This window comes from Micromonospora sp. NPDC005553 (assembly GCF_042871765.1).
GTDB lineage: Bacteria > Actinomycetota > Actinomycetes > Mycobacteriales > Micromonosporaceae > Micromonospora.
This window is the reverse complement of sequence record NZ_JBIAJD010000007.1, coordinates 207,122-227,943: the sequence shown is the minus strand read 5'-3', so window position 1 is coordinate 227,943 and position 20,822 is coordinate 207,122. Positions and strand designations below refer to the sequence as shown.

Below are 20,822 nucleotides of genomic sequence, written 5' to 3'. Positions count from 1 at the left end.
GGTGTCACCAAGGTCGGACGAGCCGCGCCGGGACCCTACGGGGTCCCGGCGCGGTTCTGCACGTGACGCCAGGGCCGCCGACGGCGAGCCACGCACCGGCGAGCCGGGCATCGGGGGCATCTCCGGCGCCCGGGCGTACACCCCGAGGGGCCGGACCGTCCGCGAGGAGCGCGGCACGCCGGCACGCGGTCAGGGCGCCGAGCAGCGGCGTACGCCCCGCAGCACCCGGTCCGGTGACCCGTTCCGGCCTGCGTTGCAGGTGCTCGACGGCGGTCGGGCCGCCGCCCGGGCCGGCCGGCGCGACGCTCCGGCCGCCGGACGCGGCGGGGTGGTGCGCACCGTCGTGCCGCGTACCCCCCGTGGCCCGGGTGGCGACGAGCCGCCGCCGCGTCGCCGGACCACACCACGCGCGCCGCGGCGCACCGACCGACCGGCGGCCCGGCGGCCCGCGCGCAAACCACGACGCCCGCCGAAGCTGGCCGACTCGCGGCTGCGGCTGCGGCTGGGCACAGTGCTCGCCCTGACGCTCTTCGCCACCATCGGGATCCGGCTGATCTTCCTCCAGACGGTCGACGCTCCGGCGTACGCCGGGGGCGGCATCAGCGACCGGCTCCGCACCGTCGAGCTGCCGGCGCCGCGGGGCGCGATCTACGACAGCACCGGCGCGCCGCTGGCCCGCAGTGTCGAGGCACGGTACGTGTACGCCGACCCGACCGAGGTGGAGGATTCGGCCGCCGTCGCCAAGGCGCTCTCCCCGCTGCTCGGCATCGCGGTGTCGAAGCTCGTCGAGCAGATGAAGCCCCGCAAGCTGGAGGACGGCAAGCCGTCCCGATTCGTGTACCTGGCGCGGGGAGTGGAGATCTCCACCGCCAAGCGGGTGCAGGCGCTGGAACTGTCCGGCATCGGGGTGCACCGCGACGAGCGCCGTGAGGTGCCCGGTGGTGACCTGGCGGCCAACCTGATCGGCTTCACCAGTCAGGACATGGTCGGGTTGGAGGGGCTGGAGGCCCGCTACGACGACGTGCTCGCCGGTCAGGACGGCAAACGGGTGTACGAGGCCGGCCTCGGCGACCTCGCCGCGCCGATTCCCGGTGGCTACAGCCGGACCACTCAGGCCAAGCCGGGCAGCTCGCTCGCTCTCACCCTCAACCGCGACCTTCAGTTCCGAACCCAGCAGATCCTCAGCGCGGGCATGGCCAAGGCGCCGGGCGGCACCGGCGCGGCAGTGGTCATGGAGATTCCCTCCGGCGCGGTGCTGGCCCAGGCCAGCAACCCGACGTACAACGCGGCGAAGCCGACGCCCAGCGACCCGGTGGCCCGGGAGGACGCCGCGACCAGCTTCGTGGTCGACCCCGGCTCGGTGCACAAGGCCATCACCTACGGCGCGGCGTTGCAGGAGGGCGTGATCACGCCGGACACCACGTTGCCGATCGCCAACAACATCAAGATGGGCGACACCTGGTTCTCCGACACCCATCCGGCCAACGGCAGGCGGATGAGCGTGCCGGGGATGCTCGCCTACTCGTCGAACGTCGGCACCATCACGATCGCCGAGAAGCTCGGCCGGGACCGGCTGATCGACTACCAGAAGCGGTTCGGGCTGGGCAAGCCCACCGGCGAGGGGATGCCCGGGGAGGCCAGCGGCCGACTGCTGCCGGCCGACGAGTGGAGCGGATCGTCGCGTGGGTCGGTGCCCATCGGGCACAGCGTCGACGCCACGCCGTTGCAGATGGCCGCCGCGTACGCCGCGATCGCCAACAACGGCACGTACGTGCAGCCGCACCTGGTCAAGGAGGTGATCGGCCCGGACGGCAAGCGCACCCCCGCGCCGGCCCCGGTCACCCGGTCGGTGCTCAGCCCGCAGAACGCGGCGGCCCTGCGCACCATGCTGGAGGCGGTCACCACCGTCGACGGCGCCACCGGAGTCACCGCGGCCGTCCCCGGCTACCGGGTCGCCGGCAAGACCGGCACCGGATCGCGGCTGGTCAACGGCAAGATAGAGCCCGACAAGGTGTCCTCCTTCATCGGCATGGCCCCCGCCGAGAACCCCCGCTACGTGATCGCGGTCTTCGTGTACGCGCCCAACGGCGGGGGTGCGGCGATCGCCAATCCAGCGTTCCGCGACATGATGCAGTTCACTCTGCGTCACTACCGCGTGCCACCCTCGACCGGCGGATCCGCGCCCAAGTTCGTGGTCTATCCGCGCTGAGCAGCGGTGGCGGGACATCATCGGTGAGTGCCGACGAACCACCGGGGCGGCTGTGCGGCCGGAACCGGACGACCGGGTAGGGTCTGACGCCGTGCCCGGCAATCCACGTCCACGTACCGTGACCGGAGTCCGGCTCGGTGATCTCGCCGTCCGGCTCGCCGTCGACCTTCCGGCGGACGCCGCCGCGGTGGTCGTCTCCGGGGTCACCCACGCCAGCCAGGAGGTTCGCCCCGGCGACCTGTACGCGGCGCTGCCCGGTGCCCGTCGGCACGGGGCGGAGTTCGCCGCCGGTGCCGTCGAGGCGGGTGCCGTGGCGCTGCTGACCGACCCGGCCGGTGCGGAGTTGGCGGCGGGAACCGGCCTGCCCGCCCTGGTGGTGCCCGACCCGCGCGCCGTGCTCGGCGAGCTGGCCTCGGCCGTGTACGGCGACCCGACCGCCGACCTCACAGTGATCGGGGTGACCGGCACCGCGGGCAAGACGTCCACCGCGTACCTGATCGAGTCGGGGCTGCGGGCCGCCGGGCACACCACCGGGCTGGTCGGGACTGTGGAGACCCGCCTCGGTGATCTGGTGATCGACAGTGTGCGCACCACCCCCGAGGCGACCGACCTGCACGCCATGCTGGCCACCGCCCGCGAGCGTGGGGTCACCGCCGTGGTCATGGAGGTCTCCAGCCACGCGCTGGCCATGGGCCGGGTGGGCGGGGTCCGGTTCGCCGTCGGTGGCTACACAAACTTCGGCTCCGACCACCTGGACTTCCACGCCGACAGCGACGACTACTTCGCCGCGAAGGCCCAGCTCTTCGACGGGCGCTGCGCGGTCGAGGTGCTCAACCACGACGACCCGGCGTTGAAACCGCTGCTCAAGCCGACCACCGTCACCTACTCGGCGGCCGGTGACCAGGGCGCTACCTGGTGGGCCGACGGTGTGGGCGGCGAGGGGTACGCGCAGCGGTTCACCGCGCACGGCCCGGACGGCGTGGCGGTGTCCGCCGGTGTCGCGCTGCCCGGCCGGCACAACGTGGCCAACGCGCTGCTGGCCATTGCCGCACTCGTCGGCGCCGGGGTGGACCCGGTGACCGCTGCGACCGGTGTGGCTGCCTGCGGGGGCGTCCCGGGCCGGCTGGAGCTGGTCGACGTCGCCGCGCCGGTGCGCGGGGTGGTCGACTACGCCCACAAGTCGGACGCGATAGTGGCCGCGCTTGCCGCACTGCGTGAGTTGAGCGCCGGCCGACTGATCTGTGTGATCGGCGCCGGTGGGGACCGGGACCGGGGCAAGCGGCCGGTGATGGGCGCCGCCGCGGCGGAGGGAGCCGACGTGGTGCTGGTGACCGACGACAACCCGCGCACCGAGGATCCGGGGGAGATTCGCGCCGAGGTGCTGGCCGGGGCGTACCGGGCCGGCACGGCCGCCCGGATCATCGAGGTGGCGGGCCGCCGCGCCGCGATCGACGAGGCGGTACGGCTGGCGGAGCCCGGCGACGTGATCGCGCTGCTCGGCAAGGGCCACGAGCGCGGCCAGGAGGTGGCGGGTCAGGTGCTTCCGTTCGACGACAGCATCGAGTTGGCCGAGGCGCTGCGGGCCCGCTTCGGGGACCTGGCGGGTCAGCGGTGATCACGCTGAGCCTGGCCGAGGTGGCCGCGGCGGTCGACGGGCGGCTGGTGGCCGCCGACCCGGCCGCCACAGTGACCGGTTCGGTGGAGTTCGACTCGCGCAAGGTGGGGCCCGGCTCGCTCTTCGTGGCCTTCCCGGGGGAGAAGGTCGACGGACACGACTACGCGGCGACCGCGATCCAGGCCGGCGCGGTGGCGGTCCTCGGCAGCCGAGAGGTGCCCGGGGTGCCGATGGTGCTTGTCGACGACGCCCTGGCCGCGATGGGCCGACTGGCCCGCGCGGCGGTGGACCGGCTGACCGGGCTGACCGGGCTGACCGTGATCGGCGTGACCGGCTCGTCCGGCAAGACCACCACGAAGGACCTGATCGGGCAGCTCACCTCCCGGCTCGGGGCCACTGTGGCGCCACCCGGCTCGTTCAACAACGAGCTGGGGCACCCGTACACCGCCCTGCGGGCCGACCCGGACACCCGTTATCTGGTGATGGAGAAGGGCGCGCGCGGGATCGGGCACGTCCGTTACCTGTGCGAGCTGGTGCCGCCCCGGATCTCCGTGGTGCTCAACGTCGGCACGTCGCACATCGGCGAGTTCGGCTCGCAGGACGCCATCGCCGTGGCCAAGGGCGAGCTGGTCGAGGCGCTGCCGCCGGACGGGCTGGCCGTGCTGAACGCCGACGACCCACTGGTGGACGCGATGGCGGGCCGCACTCAGGCCCGGGTGGTCCGCTACGGCGAGGCGCCCGACGCCGACGTGCGTGCCGAGGACGTCACGCTCGACGAGCGGGGTCACCCGTCGTACACCCTTGTCACCCCGGAGGGGCGCGCGCCGGTGCGGCTCCGACTGGCCGGCCGCCACCAGGTCTGGAACACCCTCGCGGCGGCGGCGGTCGCCCGGGAGCTGGGCATGCCGCTGGCCGAGCTGGCCACGGCCCTCGGCGAGCTGGGGCTGGTCTCGACCCGACGGATGGACGTCTTCGACCGCCCCGACGGGGTGACCGTGATCGACGACTCGTACAACGCGAACCCGGCCTCGATGGCGGTGGCGGTGCGGGCGCTGGCGAGCATGGGCCAGGGGCGGCGTACCGTCGCGGTGCTTGGTTACATGGCCGAGCTGGGCCCGTTCGAGTACGACGGCCACGCCGAGGTCGGCCAACTCGCGGCCGAGCTGGGTGTCGACCGGCTGCTCGTGGTGGGTGAGCCGGCCGCGCCGATCCACGAAGGCGCGACAGCGGTAGCAAACTGGGGAGGAGAGTCGGTGCTGCTCACCGATCAGGCGGCGGCCGTCGAGGTGCTGCGCAGCGAGCTACGACCGGGTGACGTCGTCCTGGTCAAGGGCTCCCGGTACCGGACCTGGGAGGTGGCCGACGCACTGCGCGCCGACGCCGGTGGGGAGCCGACCCGATGAGGGCGGTCATCGTCGCCGTCGGGGTGGCCTTCCTCGTCTCGCTGTTCGGCACCCCGATCGCGATCAAGTTGTTCACCCGGCTCAAGGCCGGTCAGCCGATCCGGTCGGACGGCCCCGCGATGCACCAGGGCAAGAAGGGCACGCCCACGATGGGTGGCGTGGTCTTCATCCTGGCCACTGTGATCGCGTACGTGGCCGGGCACCTCGCCCTGACCAGCCTGCCGGACCAGCAGATCGCCCAGGTGGAGCCAACCATCACCGCGCTGGTGCTGCTGGGGCTGATGGTCTTCTCCGGCGCTGTGGGTTTCCTCGACGACTTCCTCAAGGTGCGCAAGCGCAACAGCGCCGGGCTGAACAAGCGCGGGAAGTTGCTCGGGCAGATCCTGGTCGGTGCGGTCTTCGGGGTGATCGCGCTGTGGTTCCCGAGCACGATGACAAACGGTTCGGGCCTGGCGACAAACACCGAGACGGTGGGCAGCACCACGCTGAGCTTCATCCGGGACATCGACTTCCTGGAGGTCAGCAAGGTCGGCGCGGTGATCATCTTCATCTTCGTGGTGATGGCCGCGACGAACGGCGTCAACCTCACCGACGGCCTGGACGGCCTGGCCACCGGCGCGTCGGTGATGGTGCTCGCCGCGTACGCGCTGATCGCGTTCTGGCAGTACCGGCACTGGTGCGCCGACCCGAACTACACCCAGCCGTACTGCTACGAGGTCCGCGACCCGTTGGAGATCGCGTTGATCGCCGGGGCGGCGGCGGGAGCCTGTGTGGGCTTCCTCTGGTGGAACACCTCCCCGGCGCGGATCTTCATGGGCGACACCGGGGCGCTGGGGCTGGGCGGTCTGATCGCCGGCATGGCGATGTCCACCCGCACCATCCTGCTGCTGCCGATCATCGGCGGGCTCTTCGTGATCATCACGATGTCCGTGGTGATCCAGATCATCTCCTTCAAGACCACCGGTAAACGGGTGTTCCGAATGTCCCCGCTCCAGCACCACTTCGAGTTGGCCGGCTGGAGCGAGGTCAACATCGTGGTGCGCTTCTGGATCATCGCCGGCATCGGTGTGGCCATCGCCCTGGGCCTGTTCTACAGCGAGTTCCTCGCCAACATGACCTGACCCGCAGGACCGGCGCCCCGCGCCCCACCCCCTCATCCCGTCGATCTTGCACTTTCGGCTGGCGGAACGTCCTCTTATGGGCGTTTTGCCGGTGCACAAAGTGCAAGATCGACTCAGGAAGGCGGCGTCGGGGCGGGTTCGACACGCCCGGTGAGGCGTTGTGGGGCGGTGGGGCGTGTTCAGCGGTGATGATGTCGGGGTGGGGGAGGAAATCGGCACCGAGGATGAGACTGTCGGACGACCGCGACGGTCGCCGAGCGCGGCGCGTACACCGGTGGCTGCCGGGGCGCGCGGTTCGGAGCGCGGCGCGGCAGCCCGCGAACCCGGGGCACGGGAGCCCGGGGCGGCGGGACGCGGGCCGGAGGCCGTAGCGCCGACACCGCCGCGCGGCTTCGACGCGGCCGGCGGGCTCGCCGCGCTGCGCGGCCTGCTGGACCGGCCGCTGACCTCCTACTACCTGCTGCTGTCCTGCGCCGGCCTGCTGCTGCTGATCGGGCTGACCATGGTCTTCTCGGCGACCAGCGTGAAGGACTACGCCGAGGACGGCAACGCCTCGGCCTCGGTGACCAAGCAGGCCATCTTCGCGGTGATCGGCATCGGCGCGTTCTGGGTCTGCCAGCGCCTGCCGGCCAGCACCTACCGCTCGCTGGGGCGGCCGCTGCTGTTCGCCTCGGTCGCCCTCCTGGTGGTGCTCAACCTGCTGGTCGCGATCGCCCGCCTGACCAAGCAGGAGTCGGCCAGCTTCGGGCCGGTCGAGGCCCGGCTGAACTGGCTGTTCGTCGGCGGGATCCAGCTACAGCCCTCCGAGTTGGCCAAGTTCGCGATGGTGCTCTGGGGTGCGCACCTCGTCGCCCGCAAGGGCGCCGCGCTCGGGTGGTGGCGCGAACTGGCCACCCCGCTCTTCCCGGTGGTCGGCCTGCTCTTCGTCCTGGTCGGCTACAACGACACGGGCACGATGCTCTGCCTGCTGGCCCTGGTCGTGGGCCTGCTCTGGGCCGCCGGGGTGCGGATGCGGGTCTTCGGGGCCCTGGCCGCGGCCGGGCTGGTCGGGATCGGCCTGCTCGTGGCGGTGGCCTCACTGGGCGCCGGCTCCGGCGAGCGCGGCGCTGACAACTACCGCCTCGCCCGACTGGACATGTTCTTCAATCCACCGGACCCGGAGACCTGCAAACTCAACGACTGCCTCCAGTTCTACCAGGGGCGGCTGGCCATCGAGCACGGTGGCTGGTTCGGTGTCGGGCTGGGCAAGGGCAGCCTGAAGTGGGACTGGCTCCCCGAGGCGCACAACGACTTCATCTTCGCGATCATCGCCGAGGAGCTGGGCGTGATCGGGTGCGTCGTGGTGCTCACCCTCTTCGCGGTCCTCGCGTACACCGGTTTCCGGATCGCCCGGCGGGTCGACGACCCGTTCCGCCGGCTCGCCGCCACCGCCGTGACCACCTGGCTGGTCAGCCAGGCTGTGATCAACATCGGTGGGGTGGTGGGGCTGCTGCCGATCACCGGTCTGCCGTTGCCGTTCATCTCCGACGGTGGAAGTGCCCTGGTGGTGACGTTGGCCGGCATCGGCATGCTGGCGTCCTTCGCCCGCGCCGAACCCGATGCGGCCAGAGCACTGCATGCCCGTCCGCCGGCCCGGTGGGTCCGACTACTCTGGGCCCCGTTGCCGCCGCTTCCCGGCCGGCGTCGCCGACCGGCGACGCCGCCCGCTGGCCGAGGGTCCGTACCCCGGTCCCGCGAGCGGCGCCATGACGATCAGGCCGCGCCGCGCGGGGTCCGACAGGACCGAAGCCGCGGTGGTACGGCGAGCGAGAGGAGACGCTGATGGGTCCGCTGCGTTCGGTGGTGCTCGCGGGAGGTGGCACCGGGGGGCACGTCTACCCGCTGCTCGCCTTCGCCGACTGCCTGCGCCGACACGACCCGGGCGTCCGGATCACCTGCCTCGGCACACCACGGGGCATGGAGAACGATCTGATCCCGCCGCAGGGCTACGACCTGCGGCAGATTCCGGCGTACCAGCTGCCCCGGTCGGTCAACATGAACCTGGTCCGCACCCCGGGTCGGATGTGGACCGCGGCGCGCGCCGCGGGCAAGGTGATCGACGAGGTGCGCGCCGACGTTGTCGTCGGCTTCGGCGGGTACGTCTCGGTGCCGGCCTACCTGGCCGCGTGGCGCCGCGAGCTGCCCATGGTGATCCACGAGGTGAACGTGCCGCCGGGCGTGGCCAACAAGCTGGGCATGAAGTTCACCAAGAACGTGGCCGTCGGCTTCCCCAACCAGCCGAGCCAGGCCGAGTCGCTGCGGGACGCCACAGTCGTCGGTGTGCCGCTGCGCCGCGCCATCGCCGGTCTGGACCGGTACGCGCTGCGTAACGCCGCCCGCGCCCACTTCGGGCTCCGTCCGGACCTGCCGGTGCTCTTCGTGTCCGGCGGCTCGTCCGGCGCCCGCTCCATCAACCTGGCGGTCTCCGGGGCGGCCAAGGAGTTGGCCCGCAACGGCGTGCAGGTGCTGCACGTGATGGGCGCCCGCAATGAGCCGGTGCCGATCCCCACCGACCTGCCGGTGCCGTACGTGACGCTGCCGTACCTGTCCGAGATGGAGCTGGGCTACGCCGCCGCCGACCTGATGCTGGCCCGGGGCGGGGCGATGACCGTCGCCGAGGTGGCCGCGATCGGGCTGCCCACGATCTACGTGCCGTACCCGCACAGCAACCAGGAGCAGCGGCGCAACGCGCTGCCCGTGGTGGAGGCCGGCGGTGGGCTGCTGGTCGACGACGCGGAGCTCACCCCGGACTGGCTGGAGCGGACCGTCATCCCCCTCATCCGTGATCCACAGCGGCTGTACAACATGGGTGCCGCGGCCGGGTCCTACGGCCGGCGCGACGGCGACGAGGCGCTGCGTTCCTTCGTGCTGGCGGCGGTGGCCCGATGACCGCGCAGTTCACCCCGGCCGGCACGCTTACCGCCGAGGACCTGGGCGCCGTCCACCTGATCGGAGTGGGTGGGGTGGGCATGCTCGGCGTGGCCCGGCTGCTGCTCACCCGCGGTATCCGGGTCTCCGGCAGCGACCTGCGGGAGTGGCCCTCGCTGGCCGGCCTGCGGGCGCTCGGCGGCACCATCCACCTCAGTCACGAGGTGAGCAACCTCGACGGCGTGGACACGGTCGTCTACTCGTCGGCCATCCCCCAGGACCACCTGGAGCTGGTCGAGGCGCGTCGGCGCGGCCTGCGGGTGCTGCACCGCTCGGAGGCGCTCGCCGCGGCGATGACCGGCCGTCGCGCGGTGGCTGTCGCCGGCACGCACGGCAAGACCACCACCACCTCGATGGTGACGATGGTGCTCCAGCAGGCCGGTGTGGACCCGTCCTTCGTGATCGGCGGGGAGATCTCCGAGGTCGGTTCGGGCGCCCACCACGGCACCGGCGAGCACTTCGTGGTCGAGGCGGACGAGAGCGACCGCTCGTTCCTCATCTACCGCCCGTACGTCTCGATCATCACGAACGTCGAGGCGGACCACCTGAACACCTACGGCGACTACGCGACGCTGGAGGCGGCGTTCGTGGAGTTCGCCCGCCTCACCGACCCGGACGGGTTCATCATCACCTGCGTCGACGACCCGGGCGGTCGGCGGTTGGCCGAGAGCCTGCGGTCCGAGGGACGACAGGTGTTCACCTACGGCGAGGCCGCCGACGCCGACCTGCGGTTGACCGAGATGGTCTCCTCCGCGCGTGGAGTGCGCTACCTGGCCGCGATCGACGGGCGGTCGCTGGGCGAGTTCCGGCTGCCGGTGCCGGGCCGGCACATGGGGCTGAACAGCGCCGCCGCGGTGCTGGCCGCGTACCTGCTGGAACTGCCGCTGGAGGCGGCGGAGGCCGCGCTGGCGGTCTTTCCCGGGGTGCGGCGGCGCTTCGAGCGCAAGGGTGTCGCGGACGGCGTGCTGGTCTACGACGAGTACGCCTACCACCCGACCTCGATGACGTTGGCGAACCAGACGTTGCGCGAGGTCGCCGGGGACGGCCGGCTGATCGTCGTCTTCCAGCCGTACCGGCTGTACCGCACCCGCGACAACCAGGCGGAGATCGCCGAGGCGCTGGCCATCGCCGACGAGGTGGTGCTCCTGGAGGTCTTCGGGCCGGGTGAGTTGCGTCAGCCCGGCGAGGGCTCGGCGGCACTGATCGCGGCGGTGGATCTGCCCGCCGACCGCAAGGTCTTCGTGGAGTCGTGGGAGCAGGCCCCGATCGAGGTGGCCCGTCGCGCCCGCGCCGGGGACGTGGTGGTCACCATGGGCGCCCCGCCGATCTCGCTGATGGGCGACGAACTGCTGGCCGCCCTGGGTGAGCGTGCGGCCGGCTCGGCACCGACAGCGACCGTCGACCCGGTGGCCACCACCCCGGCGATCGGTGATCCGGTGCCGGGTGGGGCGACGTCCGGCGGCGACGGCGCGGCTCTCGGTGGCACTGCCGTGCCCGGCGGCTCGGCGCCCACGGCCGGATGAGTCCCGGCCCGGCCCGAGGGCGGACCAGCGCCGCCGACGGTGGCGCTCCGCGCCGCGGTCCGGCCCGGCGGTGGCAGTTGGTCCGGGCGGGCCGCGACGCGGTGCCGCCCTCGACCCGCCGGTTCATGGCCCGTGCCCGGCAGCGCCGCATGCGTGCGGCGCTGCCGTGGGCGGTGGCCGCCGGCGTGCTCGCCCTGGCCGGGCTGGTCGCCTGGACGGTGCTCGGCACCGGGCTGTTCGGTGTGCGGGAGGTGCGCGTGGAGGGTGCCGACCTGGTCACCCCGGTGCAGGTGCACGACGCGGCAGGGGTGCCGGACGGCGTGCCGCTGGCCCGGGTGGACCTGGACGCCGTCGCCCGTCGGGTCGGTGCGCTGCCGGCGGTGGAGCGGGCCGCGGTCTCCCGGGACTGGCCCGGCGCGCTGGTGGTGCGGGTGACCGAGCGGACAGCGGTGGCGGTGGTGCCGCAGGGCGAGGTGTTCGCCCTGATCGACCGGAGCGGGGTGGCGTTCCGGACGGTGGAGCGACGCCCGGGCGACCTGCCTCAGGTGACTGTGGCCCGCCCGGCCGCCGACGACCCGGGCACCCGGGCCGCGCTGGAGGTGCTCGTCGCGCTGACGCCGCAGCTGCGCGCGGAGCTGGTGGACGTGAACGTTGCGGGGCTGGCCCGGATCAGCCTGCGGTTGCGCGGCGACCGGACGGTGGTCTGGGGCGACGCGACCCGGGGTACGGACAAGGCTCGGGTGGCCACCGCGCTGCTCGACGAGGACGCCGACCGGATCGACGTGAGCGCGCCGGATGTGGTGACCTTTCGTTGACCAGGGAGCGTGCGCGGCGTGACCCGTGGCGCTCCGCGCGGCGACACGCCGCCCGGGTCCTTGGCTCATGGCGCGGTGGCGCTTACGTTGCCCCGAAGAGCTTCAGTGGTTGACATAACTGTAAGCCTCTAGTAGAGGGTTAGGGTTCACCCCTGATCCTCGTTGGAGACAGCTGTCGTCGGCCGCTGGTCTGGCCACGCCGTAACCGGTCGGCCGAAGCCAATCTCGAAGGAAAGGACCGGAGATGACACCTCCGCACAACTACCTGGCGGTCATCAAGGTCGTCGGCATCGGGGGTGGCGGCGTCAACGCCGTCAACCGGATGATCGAGGTTGGGCTCAAGGGCGTCGAGTTCATCGCGATCAACACCGATGCGCAGGCGCTGCTGATGAGCGACGCCGACGTCAAGCTCGACGTCGGTCGGGAGCTGACCCGCGGCCTGGGGGCCGGGGCCAACCCGGACGTCGGGAAGAACGCCGCCGAGGACCACCGCGACGAGATCGAAGAGGTGCTCAAGGGCGCCGACATGGTCTTCGTGACCTGCGGCGAGGGCGGCGGCACCGGCACCGGCGGCGCGCCCGTGGTGGCCAACATCGCCCGCAAGCTCGGCGCGCTGACCATCGGCGTGGTGACCCGGCCGTTCTCCTTCGAGGGCAAGCGCCGCCAGGTGCAGGCCGAGACGGGGATAGACGAGCTCCGCAACCAGTGCGACACGCTGATCGTCATCCCGAACGACCGGCTGCTGGCCCTGGGCGATCGCAACATCAGCATGATGGACGCGTTCCGTACGGCCGACCAGGTGCTGCTCTCGGGTGTGCAGGGCATCACCGACCTGATCACCACCCCGGGTCTGATCAACCTGGACTTCGCCGACGTCAAGAGCGTGATGAGCGGCGCCGGCAGCGCGTTGATGGGCATCGGCAGCGCCCGCGGCGAGAACCGCGCGGTCGAGGCGGCCGAGGCGGCCATCTCCAGCCCGCTGCTGGAGCAGAGCATGGACGGCGCGCGGGGCGTGCTGCTCTCCATCGCCGGCGGCTCCGACCTGGGCCTGTTCGAGATCAATGACGCCGCCCAGCTGGTCACCGACGCGGCTCACCCGGACGCCAACATCATCTTCGGCGCCGTCATCGACGACGCGCTCGGTGACGAGGTGCGGGTGACTGTCATCGCGGCGGGCTTCGACGGCGGCACGCCCGCGTACAAGGCGGCCGAGCCGACCCGCAAGACCAACACCAACCAGCCGGCACCGCAGAGCACCCCGGCGCCTGCGCCGGCCACCAACCCGGCTCCGGCCCAGTCGCCGCGTCGCGTGCTCTTCGACGACGTGGACGTTCCCGACTTCCTCAAGAACGGGTCCTGAGCACCGCCGATGACCGACAGTTCAGCCACGGTAGGGCCAGATCGGCACGCCGAACTCGCGGCCGGTCTGGCCCAGGTTCGGTCCCGGGTCGATGACGCCTGCGCGCAGGCCGGCCGGGACCGGGCCGAGGTGACCATGATCGCGGTGACGAAGACCTACCCGGCCAGTGACGTGTTGGCGCTGGCCGGGCTCGGGGTGACCGACATGGGGGAGAACCGCGACCAGGAGGCAGCCGGCAAGGCCGCCGAGGTGGCTGCCGCCGGGGTGCGTCCCCGCTGGCACTTCATCGGCCAGTTGCAGCGCAACAAGGCCCGTTCGGTGGTCCGCTACGCCGACGTGGTGCACTCCGTCGACAGTGTCCGGCTGGCCCGGGCGTTGGCAACCGCGACAGCGGACCGGCAGGAGCCGCTCGACGCTCTGATCCAGGTGAGCATCGACGGCGACGCGGCCCGGGGCGGCGCCCTGCCCGGCTCGGCGGATCCGGCCGCCGGTCTGGAGCCGGTGGCCGAGGCGGTCGCCGACGCGCCGGGGTTGCGTCTGGTCGGCCTCATGGCTGTCGCTCCGCTGGGATGGGAGCCGGAGCGGGCGTTCGCCCGGCTCGCGGAGGTCGCCGACGCGTTTCGGTCTGTCCACCCGGGAGCCACCGCGCTGTCCGCCGGTATGAGCGGGGATTTCGAAATAGCGATCCGTTACGGCGCGACACATGTCCGCGTCGGTAGCGCGTTGCTCGGAATGCGTCCCACGCTGCGGTAGCCTGACCGCGAGACAAGCAAATTACATCAGTGTTGTTTCAGGGGCGGGCGTCTCCCGGTCGGGGGTCGTGGCGCGCGACGCGAATCGCGCGCCGGGGGGATTGCTGTTCCGGTCCGATGGGCATGGTTGTCCACTCGCGACGGGCGACATGGCACGGGGGCGCGTGCCGCACGGCGGACGGAAGGGCGCGGGATGGGTGCACTGCGCAAGGCGGGGGTCTGGCTCGGTCTGGTCGAAGAAGACGACGAGCGGGCCTACGACGACGGTGGCTACGACAAGGGTGGCTACCGCGACTCGCGGTACCGGCAGAGCCGGTACGCCGAGGAGTTCGCCGACGACGACGAGGACGACGCCGAGGAGCCGCCGGCTCCCCGGCCGCGCGACAGCGGGCGGGGCCGACTCTCCGAGCGGTCGAGCGCGCGGTTGAGCGAGTCCGAGCGCGGCGACGGTGAGCGGCCGGAGCGGATCGAGCGGTCCAGCGTCCGGTCGATCACCCGGTCGTCGGCGGGCGAGACCTCCGGTGCGCTGACCTACCACACTCGGGACAACCTGGCCCTCGCGCCGCAGGTCACGTCGCGGGAGCGGGCTCTGCCCGAGGAGGAGCAGCGTTACCAGATCACCACGCTGCACCCCACCACCTACCGGGAGGCGCGCACCATCGGTGAGCACTTCCGCGACGGTGTCCCGGTGATCATCAATCTCACCGAGATGGATGAGGCGGATGCCCGCCGTCTGGTGGACTTCGCCGCCGGGCTGGCGTTCGGCCTGCGCGGTACGATCGAGCGCGTGACCAATCGGGTGTTCCTGCTCTCACCGGCTAACGTCCAGGTCACCGCAGAGGACAAAGCCAAGATCGCTGAGGGCGGCTTTTTCAGTCTGAGTTGATCCCGCCCGACCCGAGGGACGTCGCTGACCGTGTTGTCGATCTTACTGCAAGTGCTGTACCTGATCCTTTATGTCTTCCTGCTCCTTCTTCTGTCCCGGTTCGTGTTGAGCGCCGTCCTGCAGTACGGCCGTCGCTGGCAACCGGGGCGTGGAGCATCGGCAGGATTGGAATCCGTGTGGAGCGTCACTGATCCCCCTCTCAACGCGTTGAGGCGTGTGATCCCTCCGCTGCGAATTGGTACCGTGAGCATCGACCTGGCCTCCCTTGTGCTCCTGGTTATCCTGTTCGTGCTGATGGAGTTCGTGTTAGGGCCGTCGATCAGGGCATCTGCCTGATGACCGACGCGCTTTCGCGGCCGCAACTGACCCGAGGAGTTTCGATGCCGCTGACCCCGGCCGACGTCCACAACGTCGCCTTCAAAAAGCCGCCGATCGGCAAACGGGGGTATGACGAGGAGGAGGTCGACGCCTTCCTGGACGAGGTTGAGCGCGAGCTCGCCCGTCTCATCGAGGAGAACAACGAGCTGCGCGCCCAGGTGGAGCGCGGCGGCCGTGGCGGCGCCCCCGCCGGCCCCGGCGGCGACGCCCGACTGGCGGCGGAGCTCAACGATGTCAAGGCCCAACTGGACCGGGTGCAGCGCGACAAGTCGGCGGCCGAGCAGGCTGCCCGCGCGATGCAGGCCGAGCTGGAGCAGGTCCGCTCGACCGGCGGCCCGGCCGGCGGCGTCACCGGTGACGGTGAGCAGCAGGCCCTGCGCGTGCTGATGATGGCCCAGCGCACCGCCGACGACCACGTGTCCGACGCTCGCCGCGAGGCCGACCAGCTGTTGTCCGAGGCTCGCGGCAAGGCCGAGGAGGTGACCCGGGAGGCGCGCGCCAAGGCTGACGCCCTTGAGCGGGACGCCCGCCAGCGGCACCAGGAGGCCATGGGCGGCCTGGACGCCAAGCGCACGGCGCTGCAGAAGCACATCGAGGAGCTCAAGCAGTTCGAGCGCGAGTACCGCACCCGGCTCAAGGCGTACCTGGAGAGCCAGCTGCGTGACCTCGACGGTCGTGGCCAGGGCCTCGAGGCCGAGATGACCCGCTCCGAAGCCGGCCGGGTCGCTGGCGGCAACGGGCTGGCCGCAGCGGGTCTCGCTGGTTCGTACGGCGGCGGCGGGCGCTCCGGCGCCCTCGAAGCCGGACGCTGAGCACCGGCCGGCGATCGCTGTCCGCCAATGGTGACGGTCGCCGGCCCGGCCTGGACGGTTCGACGCGGCGGGGGTGAGCCGTGATAGTCGCAAGTCTTCTGCTCATCCTCGTCGCGGTGGTGCTACTGGTGCTCGGCCTGGCCGGTGGCTCCAGCTTCTTGTTGGTCATCTCCATCGCGGCCAGTCTGCTGGCCGCCGTGGCGTTGGTGGTGGGGGCCCGCCAGGCAGCCGCCAACCGCGCCATGGCGGATCCCGGCCGGACCGACCGGCGGCACCCCGACGCGCCCCGTACGGCCAGCCAGGCCACACCGGGTGTCGCGTACGGGCCGCCGCTGGTCGAGCCGGAGGTGCCGGTCCAGCACGTGCCCACGACGTTTGGTACCGGCGGCACCGGGTGGCGGCAACCACCCGAGCCGCCGGTCGACCATGTGTCGCCGGTCGATGAGGTGCCGCCGGTCGATGAGGTGTCCCCGGTCGACCCGCCGCGCGTCGAGGACGCGTCGCCGATGGTGAGTGCGGCGGACGAGGTGCCCGCGCGGGCCCGGCCGGTCAGCCCGGCGTCGCCCCTCGCGGCGTCGACCGGCGACGTGTTCGACCCGGCGGTCGCGGCGGTCGACGAGCCGGCCGCCCAGCAGATCACGCCCGCCGAGGCGGCCCGGGTGGCCCGACTGCTCGACGCTGTCGAGGTCGTCGACGGCCGTCCCCGTTACCACCTGGACGGCTGCCCCCACCTGATCGGCTGGCAGCCCGAGACGTTGCCGGTCGCCGAGGCCGTGGACCTCGGCTTCACCCCGTGCGCGCACTGCGCGCCGGCGACCGCTCTCCTCGCCGACGCCCGTCCGATCTGAAGCGGCGCCGGTGCCCGCGCAGGACACGCTCACAGTGGCGGTACGGGTGAAGCCCGGAGCCTCCCGGGACCGGGTGGGGGGCCGCTTCGACGGCCCGCACGGGCCCGCCCTCGTGATCGCTGTCCACGACCCGGCCGTCGACGGGCGGGCCACCGAGGCCGCCCGGCGGGCGTTGGCCGGCGCGTTGGGCGTCCGGCCGGCCGTCGTGTCGCTGCGCGCCGGCGCGGCCAGCCGGGACAAGCTCTTCCTCGTCGATCGGCCCGGCCCGGACCTGCCCGAGGTGCTGCGCCGTCTGCGCGACGGATCCGCCGAGTGAGGACAGCCCAGGCAAGGCAGCCGTGACTCCCGGGTTGGACATCGCCCTGCTGCTCGGTGCGGCAGTGCTGCTGGTCGCTGTCGGCGCGGTGCGACTCTCCACCCGGCTCGGCGTGCCCAGCCTTCTGGTCTACCTGGCTCTGGGCGTGGCGATCGGCGAGGGCGGGTTGGGCATCCGTTTCGACGACGTCGAGCTGACCCGGACTCTCGGCTTCTGCGCGCTGATCGTGATCATCGCGGAGGGCGGGCTCACCGCCCGGTGGACCACGCTGCGCCCGGTGCTCGGGCTGGCCTCCGCACTCTCCACCGTCGGCGTGATCGTCAGCATCGTGGTGGTCGGCGTGGCCGTGCACCTGCTGCTGGGGCTGGACTGGCGGTTGGCGCTGCTCTACGGCGCGGTGCTCTCGTCCACCGACGCGGCGGCCGTCTTCGCCACTCTGCGCCGACTGCGGTTGCCGCCCCGGCTGGTGGCGACCCTGGAGGCCGAGTCGGGGATGAACGACGCCCCGGTGGTGCTGCTGGTGGTGCTGCTGTCCCACCGGGGTTTCGCGCACCCGTGGTGGTACGAGGTCGCGCTGGTCTGTTACGAGCTGGGCGTCGGTGCGGCGGTGGGCGTTGCCGCTGGCGTCGCCGGCACCTGGGCGCTGCGCCGGGCCGCGCTGCCCTCGGCCGGGCTCTACCCGATCGCCGCGGTGGGCATCACGGTGCTGGCGTACGCCGCGGGGGCCGTTCTGCACGCCTCGGGCTTCCTCGCCGTCTATGTGGCCGGGGTGTTGCTGGGCAATGCCCGCCTGTCGCACCGGCAGGCGATTCTCGGTTTCGCGGACGGGTTGGCCTGGCTCGCCCAGATCGGGTTGTTCGTGCTGCTCGGGTTGCTGGCCTCGCCGGGCCGGCTGGACGCGGCGGTGCTGCCCGCGGTGGTCGCCGGGCTGGCTCTGGTGCTCCTGGCCCGACCGTTGTCGGTGGCCGTCTCGGCGTTGCCGTTCCGGGTCGGGCTTCGGGAACAGGCGTTCCTGTCCTGGGCCGGGCTGCGCGGGGCGGTGCCGATCGTGCTGGCCACCATTCCGCTCTCCGAGCGGGTGCCCGGTGCGGAGCGGCTCTTCGACGTGGTCTTCGTGCTGGTGGTGATCTTCACGCTGGTGCAGACCGGGACGTTGGGGCCGTTCGCCCGCCGGTTGCGGGTGACCGCGCCGGCCGAGGCCGCCGAGATCCACGTGGAGACCGCGCCGCTGGAGCGGATGCGGGCGGACCTGCTTCAGGTGGAGGTGCCACCGGGCTCACGACTGGCCGGGGTGCACGTCGACGAACTGCGCCTTCCGCTCGGCGCGTCGGTGACCCTGGTGCTGCGCGACGGCGTGGGCTTCGTGCCCGCACCCGACACCCGGTTGAAGACCGGCGACAGTCTGCTGATCGTGGCGACCGCAGGGGTGCGGGACGCGGCGGAACGGCGGTTGCGGGCGGTCAGTCGGCGGGGTCGTCTGGCCCGATGGTTTGGTGAGTACGGAGATGAGGTGCCCAATTGATCTGCTAGCGTTCCCTTTGCCCCAGTTAGGCAGGGCTAGGGGCTGTTAGACGGTGCGACGGTGCGGCACGTTGTCGGACGCCTGTACGTTCCGTATTCTTGCCAACCTCGGGAGTGCGCGGCCATCGTCGCCGTGCGCCCCTTTTCGTCCATAGGGGACGCCTTTGTCGGCGCCCCCTGACCAGGCGCCGCGGACCGCGCGGTTCCCCGGCCTAGGGAGCGACCCATGGCGAAGCCATCCGACACCAGGACCGCCGGGCGCAAGCCGGTGGCGAAGGCCACCCGCAGCACGGCGGAGACCGAGAAGATCCGGGCGGCGCTGGCGGCGCGGCGGGACGAGCTTCGTGCCGAGTACGATCAGACGCTGAGTGAGATCACCGAGCTGCAGCGCGATCGGCTGACCGACTCGGCCGGGGACGACCAGGCCGACACGGGCACCAAGACGCTCGAGCGGGAGCAGGAGATCTCTCTCGCCAACAGCATTCTGGAACGGATCACGCAGGTGGAGCGCGCTCTGGAGCGCCTCGACGAGGGTGGTTACGGCTGGTGCGAACGGTGCGGCAACCCGATCCCGGTCGAGCGCCTCGCCGCATTCCCGTCGGCCACCCTGTGTGTGACGTGCAAGCAGCTGGAGGAGCGGCGCTGAGGTCCGTTCCCCGGCGGCGATGAGACGGTGAGAGATCACCGCCAAGACTGTCGATGGGGAGCGCATGACCGCAGTACCGTCCGCCGAACCCGGCCGCACCGATCCGGGCGGCGGCACCCGCCGGCCCCGGGCCGTCGCGATTCTCGCCGGGGTCGCCCTGGTGGCCCTGCTGGCCGACCTGGTCACCAAGCACCTCGCGCTGGCCGCGCTGACCGACCGGGAGCCGGTCCGGCTGCTCGGCGGGTTCGTCTACCTGAGCCTGACCCGCAACAGCGGTGCGGCCTGGAGCATCGGCGCGGACCACACCTGGGTCTTCCCACTGATCACCATCGGTGTGGTCGGCTGGATTGTCTGGATGGCCCTGCGGCTGCGCTCGCTGCCCTGGGCGGTCTCGCTCGGCCTGGTGCTCGGTGGCGCGTTGGGCAACCTCGTCGACCGGATCTTCCGCGCGCCGTCTCCGTTCCACGGGCACGTGGTCGACATGATCAGCCTCTTCGACCCGTACGGTCAGGTCTGGCCGGTGTTCAACCTGGCGGACAGCTCGCTGGTCTGCGGCGTGCTGCTGGCCGTCCTGTTGGAGCTGACCGGCCGCCAGCGTGACGGCCGGCGGGCGGGGCGCGACGGCGCCCCGGCCACGACGGACGCCGCCGCGCCGGGCACCGAGCAGCGGGAGCGGGCATGACCTCGGCGTTCGCCGCTGGCGGCGACCACCGTTCCCTTCCGGTTCCGGACGGCCTCGACGGCATGCGCCTGGACCAGGCCGTGTCCCGCCTGTTCGGGCTCTCCCGCACCGCCGCCGCGGCCCTGGTCGACGCCGGGGACGCGCTGGTCGACGGCTCCGCCCGGCCCAACTCGCACAAGGTCAAGGCCGGCTCCTGGCTGGACGTCACGCTGCCCGCCCCGGTCGCACCGCCGACCGTGGTGCCGCAGGCGGTGCCCGGCCTGCGGGTCGTCTACGCCGACGACGACATCGTCGTGGTCGACAAGCCGGTCGGGGTGGCCGCCCACCCGAGCCCCGGGTGGACCGGGCCGACGGTGATCGGCGCGCTCGCCGCGATCGGGCACCGCATCTCCACCAGTGGCGCCGCCGAACGCCAGGGCGTGGTGCACCGGCTCGACGTGGGCACCACCGGGATCATGGTGGTGGCCAAGAGCGAGCAGGCGTACACGGCGTTGAAGCGGGCGTTCAAGTACCGCGAGGTCGACAAGGGCTACCACGCGGTGGTGCAGGGTCACCTGGACCCGCTGCGGGGCACCGTCGACGCGCCGATCGACCGGCACCCCACCCACGACTACCGCTGGGCTGTGGTGTCCGGCGGCAAGCCGAGCATCACCCACTACGACACCCTGGAGGCGTTCCCGGCGGCGAGTCTGGTCGACGTCCGGCTGGAGACCGGCCGGACCCACCAGATCCGGGTGCACTTCTCCACCCTGCGGCACCCCTGTGTGGGTGACCTCACCTACGGCGCCGATCCCACCCTCTCGGCCCGTCTCGGCCTGGCCCGACAGTGGCTGCACGCCCGCGAACTGAGCTTTGTGCACCCCCGAACGGGGGACGAGGTCCGGTTCGTCAGCGACTACCCTGACGACCTGGAACGTGCGCTTCAGATCCTGCGTGACTGAGCGGCGACCGCCCGACACCGTTTCACA

19 protein-coding genes are annotated in these 20,822 nt (G+C 72.1%); all 19 read left to right on the top strand.

All coding sequences use genetic code 11. The features are described 5' to 3' along the window. The first annotated feature begins 1 nt into the window (after position 1). The 19 genes from ACFYPG_RS27765 to ACFYPG_RS27675 all read left to right on the top strand — a co-directional run bounded on the left by ACFYPG_RS27765 (position 2) and on the right by ACFYPG_RS27675 (position 20,795). Entirely contained in the window at positions 2-2,209 is a 2,208-nt protein-coding gene (locus ACFYPG_RS27765; RefSeq protein ID WP_387354343.1) for a peptidoglycan D,D-transpeptidase FtsI family protein, read from the top strand. A 52-nt stretch (positions 2,210-2,261) separates the two neighbouring features. Then, positions 2,262-3,824: a UDP-N-acetylmuramoyl-L-alanyl-D-glutamate--2,6-diaminopimelate ligase gene (locus ACFYPG_RS27760; protein ID WP_387354342.1), complete on the top strand. Its 1,563-nt coding sequence runs from the start codon at positions 2,262-2,264 to the stop codon at positions 3,822-3,824. Next, positions 3,821-5,227 carry a UDP-N-acetylmuramoyl-tripeptide--D-alanyl-D-alanine ligase gene (gene murF / locus ACFYPG_RS27755; protein ID WP_387354341.1) on the top strand — a complete coding sequence of 469 codons (1,407 nt, stop codon included), beginning with the start codon at positions 3,821-3,823 and terminating at the stop codon, positions 5,225-5,227. Before ACFYPG_RS27760 ends, murF begins: the two co-directional genes overlap by 4 nt. Further along, complete coding sequence (mraY, locus tag ACFYPG_RS27750) at positions 5,224-6,348, top strand: phospho-N-acetylmuramoyl-pentapeptide-transferase (RefSeq protein WP_124815347.1); 1,125 nt, start codon at positions 5,224-5,226, stop codon at positions 6,346-6,348. Before murF ends, mraY begins: the two co-directional genes overlap by 4 nt. A 199-nt stretch (positions 6,349-6,547) precedes the next feature. Further along, positions 6,548-8,170: an FtsW/RodA/SpoVE family cell cycle protein gene (locus ACFYPG_RS27745; protein ID WP_387354340.1), complete on the top strand. Its 1,623-nt coding sequence runs from the start codon at positions 6,548-6,550 to the stop codon at positions 8,168-8,170. Next, positions 8,170-9,276, top strand: coding sequence for an undecaprenyldiphospho-muramoylpentapeptide beta-N-acetylglucosaminyltransferase (gene murG, locus ACFYPG_RS27740; RefSeq protein ID WP_355007673.1), 1,107 nt, complete (start codon positions 8,170-8,172; stop codon positions 9,274-9,276). The genes ACFYPG_RS27745 and murG overlap by 1 nt, the downstream gene beginning before the upstream one ends. Next, on the top strand, positions 9,273-10,838 hold the full coding sequence (gene murC / locus ACFYPG_RS27735) for a UDP-N-acetylmuramate--L-alanine ligase (RefSeq protein ID WP_355007672.1): 1,566 nt from the start codon (positions 9,273-9,275) through the stop codon (positions 10,836-10,838). Before murG ends, murC begins: the two co-directional genes overlap by 4 nt. After that, on the top strand, positions 10,835-11,653 hold the full coding sequence (locus tag ACFYPG_RS27730) for an FtsQ-type POTRA domain-containing protein (protein ID WP_355007671.1): 819 nt from the start codon (positions 10,835-10,837) through the stop codon (positions 11,651-11,653). Before murC ends, ACFYPG_RS27730 begins: the two co-directional genes overlap by 4 nt. Before the next feature lie 244 nt (positions 11,654-11,897). After that, complete coding sequence (gene ftsZ / locus ACFYPG_RS27725; RefSeq protein ID WP_091407710.1) at positions 11,898-13,013, top strand: cell division protein FtsZ; 1,116 nt, start codon at positions 11,898-11,900, stop codon at positions 13,011-13,013. A gap of 9 nt (positions 13,014-13,022) precedes the next feature. Further along, positions 13,023-13,766 carry a YggS family pyridoxal phosphate-dependent enzyme gene (locus tag ACFYPG_RS27720; RefSeq protein ID WP_387354339.1) on the top strand — a complete coding sequence of 248 codons (744 nt, stop codon included), beginning with the start codon at positions 13,023-13,025 and terminating at the stop codon, positions 13,764-13,766. A gap of 192 nt (positions 13,767-13,958) precedes the next feature. Then, on the top strand, positions 13,959-14,651 hold the full coding sequence (locus tag ACFYPG_RS27715) for a cell division protein SepF (RefSeq protein ID WP_355007669.1): 693 nt from the start codon (positions 13,959-13,961) through the stop codon (positions 14,649-14,651). Positions 14,652-14,681: 30 nt separating this feature from the next. Further along, positions 14,682-14,987 (top strand): YggT family protein, encoded by a 306-nt coding sequence (locus tag ACFYPG_RS27710; RefSeq protein ID WP_030334503.1) that lies wholly within the window; start codon positions 14,682-14,684, stop codon positions 14,985-14,987. 44 nt (positions 14,988-15,031) lie between these two features. After that, the gene (locus tag ACFYPG_RS27705) at positions 15,032-15,841 is read left to right on the top strand and encodes a DivIVA domain-containing protein (RefSeq protein ID WP_355007668.1); all 810 of its coding nucleotides are present in this window, start codon (positions 15,032-15,034) and stop codon (positions 15,839-15,841) included. A 116-nt stretch (positions 15,842-15,957) separates the two neighbouring features. Further along, positions 15,958-16,689 carry a hypothetical protein gene (locus ACFYPG_RS27700; protein ID WP_387354416.1) on the top strand — a complete coding sequence of 244 codons (732 nt, stop codon included), beginning with the start codon at positions 15,958-15,960 and terminating at the stop codon, positions 16,687-16,689. Positions 16,690-16,699: 10 nt separating this feature from the next. Continuing rightward, a complete protein-coding gene (locus ACFYPG_RS27695; RefSeq protein WP_355007667.1) occupies positions 16,700-17,005 on the top strand; it encodes a DUF167 domain-containing protein in 306 nt (101 codons plus the stop codon). A 22-nt stretch (positions 17,006-17,027) separates the two neighbouring features. Continuing rightward, positions 17,028-18,527 (top strand): potassium/proton antiporter, encoded by a 1,500-nt coding sequence (locus ACFYPG_RS27690; RefSeq protein ID WP_387354338.1) that lies wholly within the window; start codon positions 17,028-17,030, stop codon positions 18,525-18,527. Positions 18,528-18,752: 225 nt separating this feature from the next. Beyond that, entirely contained in the window at positions 18,753-19,172 is a 420-nt protein-coding gene (locus ACFYPG_RS27685) for a TraR/DksA C4-type zinc finger protein (RefSeq protein ID WP_091407724.1), read from the top strand. A gap of 64 nt (positions 19,173-19,236) precedes the next feature. Then, positions 19,237-19,854 (top strand): signal peptidase II, encoded by a 618-nt coding sequence (gene lspA, locus ACFYPG_RS27680; protein ID WP_355007665.1) that lies wholly within the window; start codon positions 19,237-19,239, stop codon positions 19,852-19,854. Further along, a complete protein-coding gene (locus ACFYPG_RS27675; RefSeq protein ID WP_357202546.1) occupies positions 19,851-20,795 on the top strand; it encodes an RluA family pseudouridine synthase in 945 nt (314 codons plus the stop codon). The genes lspA and ACFYPG_RS27675 overlap by 4 nt, the downstream gene beginning before the upstream one ends. The last annotated feature ends 27 nt before the right edge of the window (positions 20,796-20,822 follow it).

Excerpts from the sequence above, each read along its gene's own strand:
- murG (WP_355007673.1), top strand. The coding sequence starts at position 8,170 with ATGGGTCCGCTGCGTTCGGTGGTGCTCGCGGGAGGTGGCACCGGGGGG.
- ACFYPG_RS27730 (WP_355007671.1), top strand. The coding sequence starts at position 10,835 with ATGAGTCCCGGCCCGGCCCGAGGGCGGACCAGCGCCGCCGACGGTGGC.
- ACFYPG_RS27685 (WP_091407724.1), top strand. The coding sequence starts at position 18,753 with ATGGCGAAGCCATCCGACACCAGGACCGCCGGGCGCAAGCCGGTGGCG.
- ACFYPG_RS27720 (WP_387354339.1), top strand. The coding sequence starts at position 13,023 with ATGACCGACAGTTCAGCCACGGTAGGGCCAGATCGGCACGCCGAACTC.
- murC (WP_355007672.1), top strand. The coding sequence starts at position 9,273 with ATGACCGCGCAGTTCACCCCGGCCGGCACGCTTACCGCCGAGGACCTG.
- ACFYPG_RS27705 (WP_355007668.1), top strand. The coding sequence starts at position 15,032 with ATGCCGCTGACCCCGGCCGACGTCCACAACGTCGCCTTCAAAAAGCCG.
- ftsZ (WP_091407710.1), top strand. The coding sequence starts at position 11,898 with ATGACACCTCCGCACAACTACCTGGCGGTCATCAAGGTCGTCGGCATC.
- ACFYPG_RS27715 (WP_355007669.1), top strand. The coding sequence starts at position 13,959 with ATGGGTGCACTGCGCAAGGCGGGGGTCTGGCTCGGTCTGGTCGAAGAA.
- mraY (WP_124815347.1), top strand. The coding sequence starts at position 5,224 with ATGAGGGCGGTCATCGTCGCCGTCGGGGTGGCCTTCCTCGTCTCGCTG.
- ACFYPG_RS27675 (WP_357202546.1), top strand. The coding sequence starts at position 19,851 with ATGACCTCGGCGTTCGCCGCTGGCGGCGACCACCGTTCCCTTCCGGTT.
- lspA (WP_355007665.1), top strand. The coding sequence starts at position 19,237 with ATGACCGCAGTACCGTCCGCCGAACCCGGCCGCACCGATCCGGGCGGC.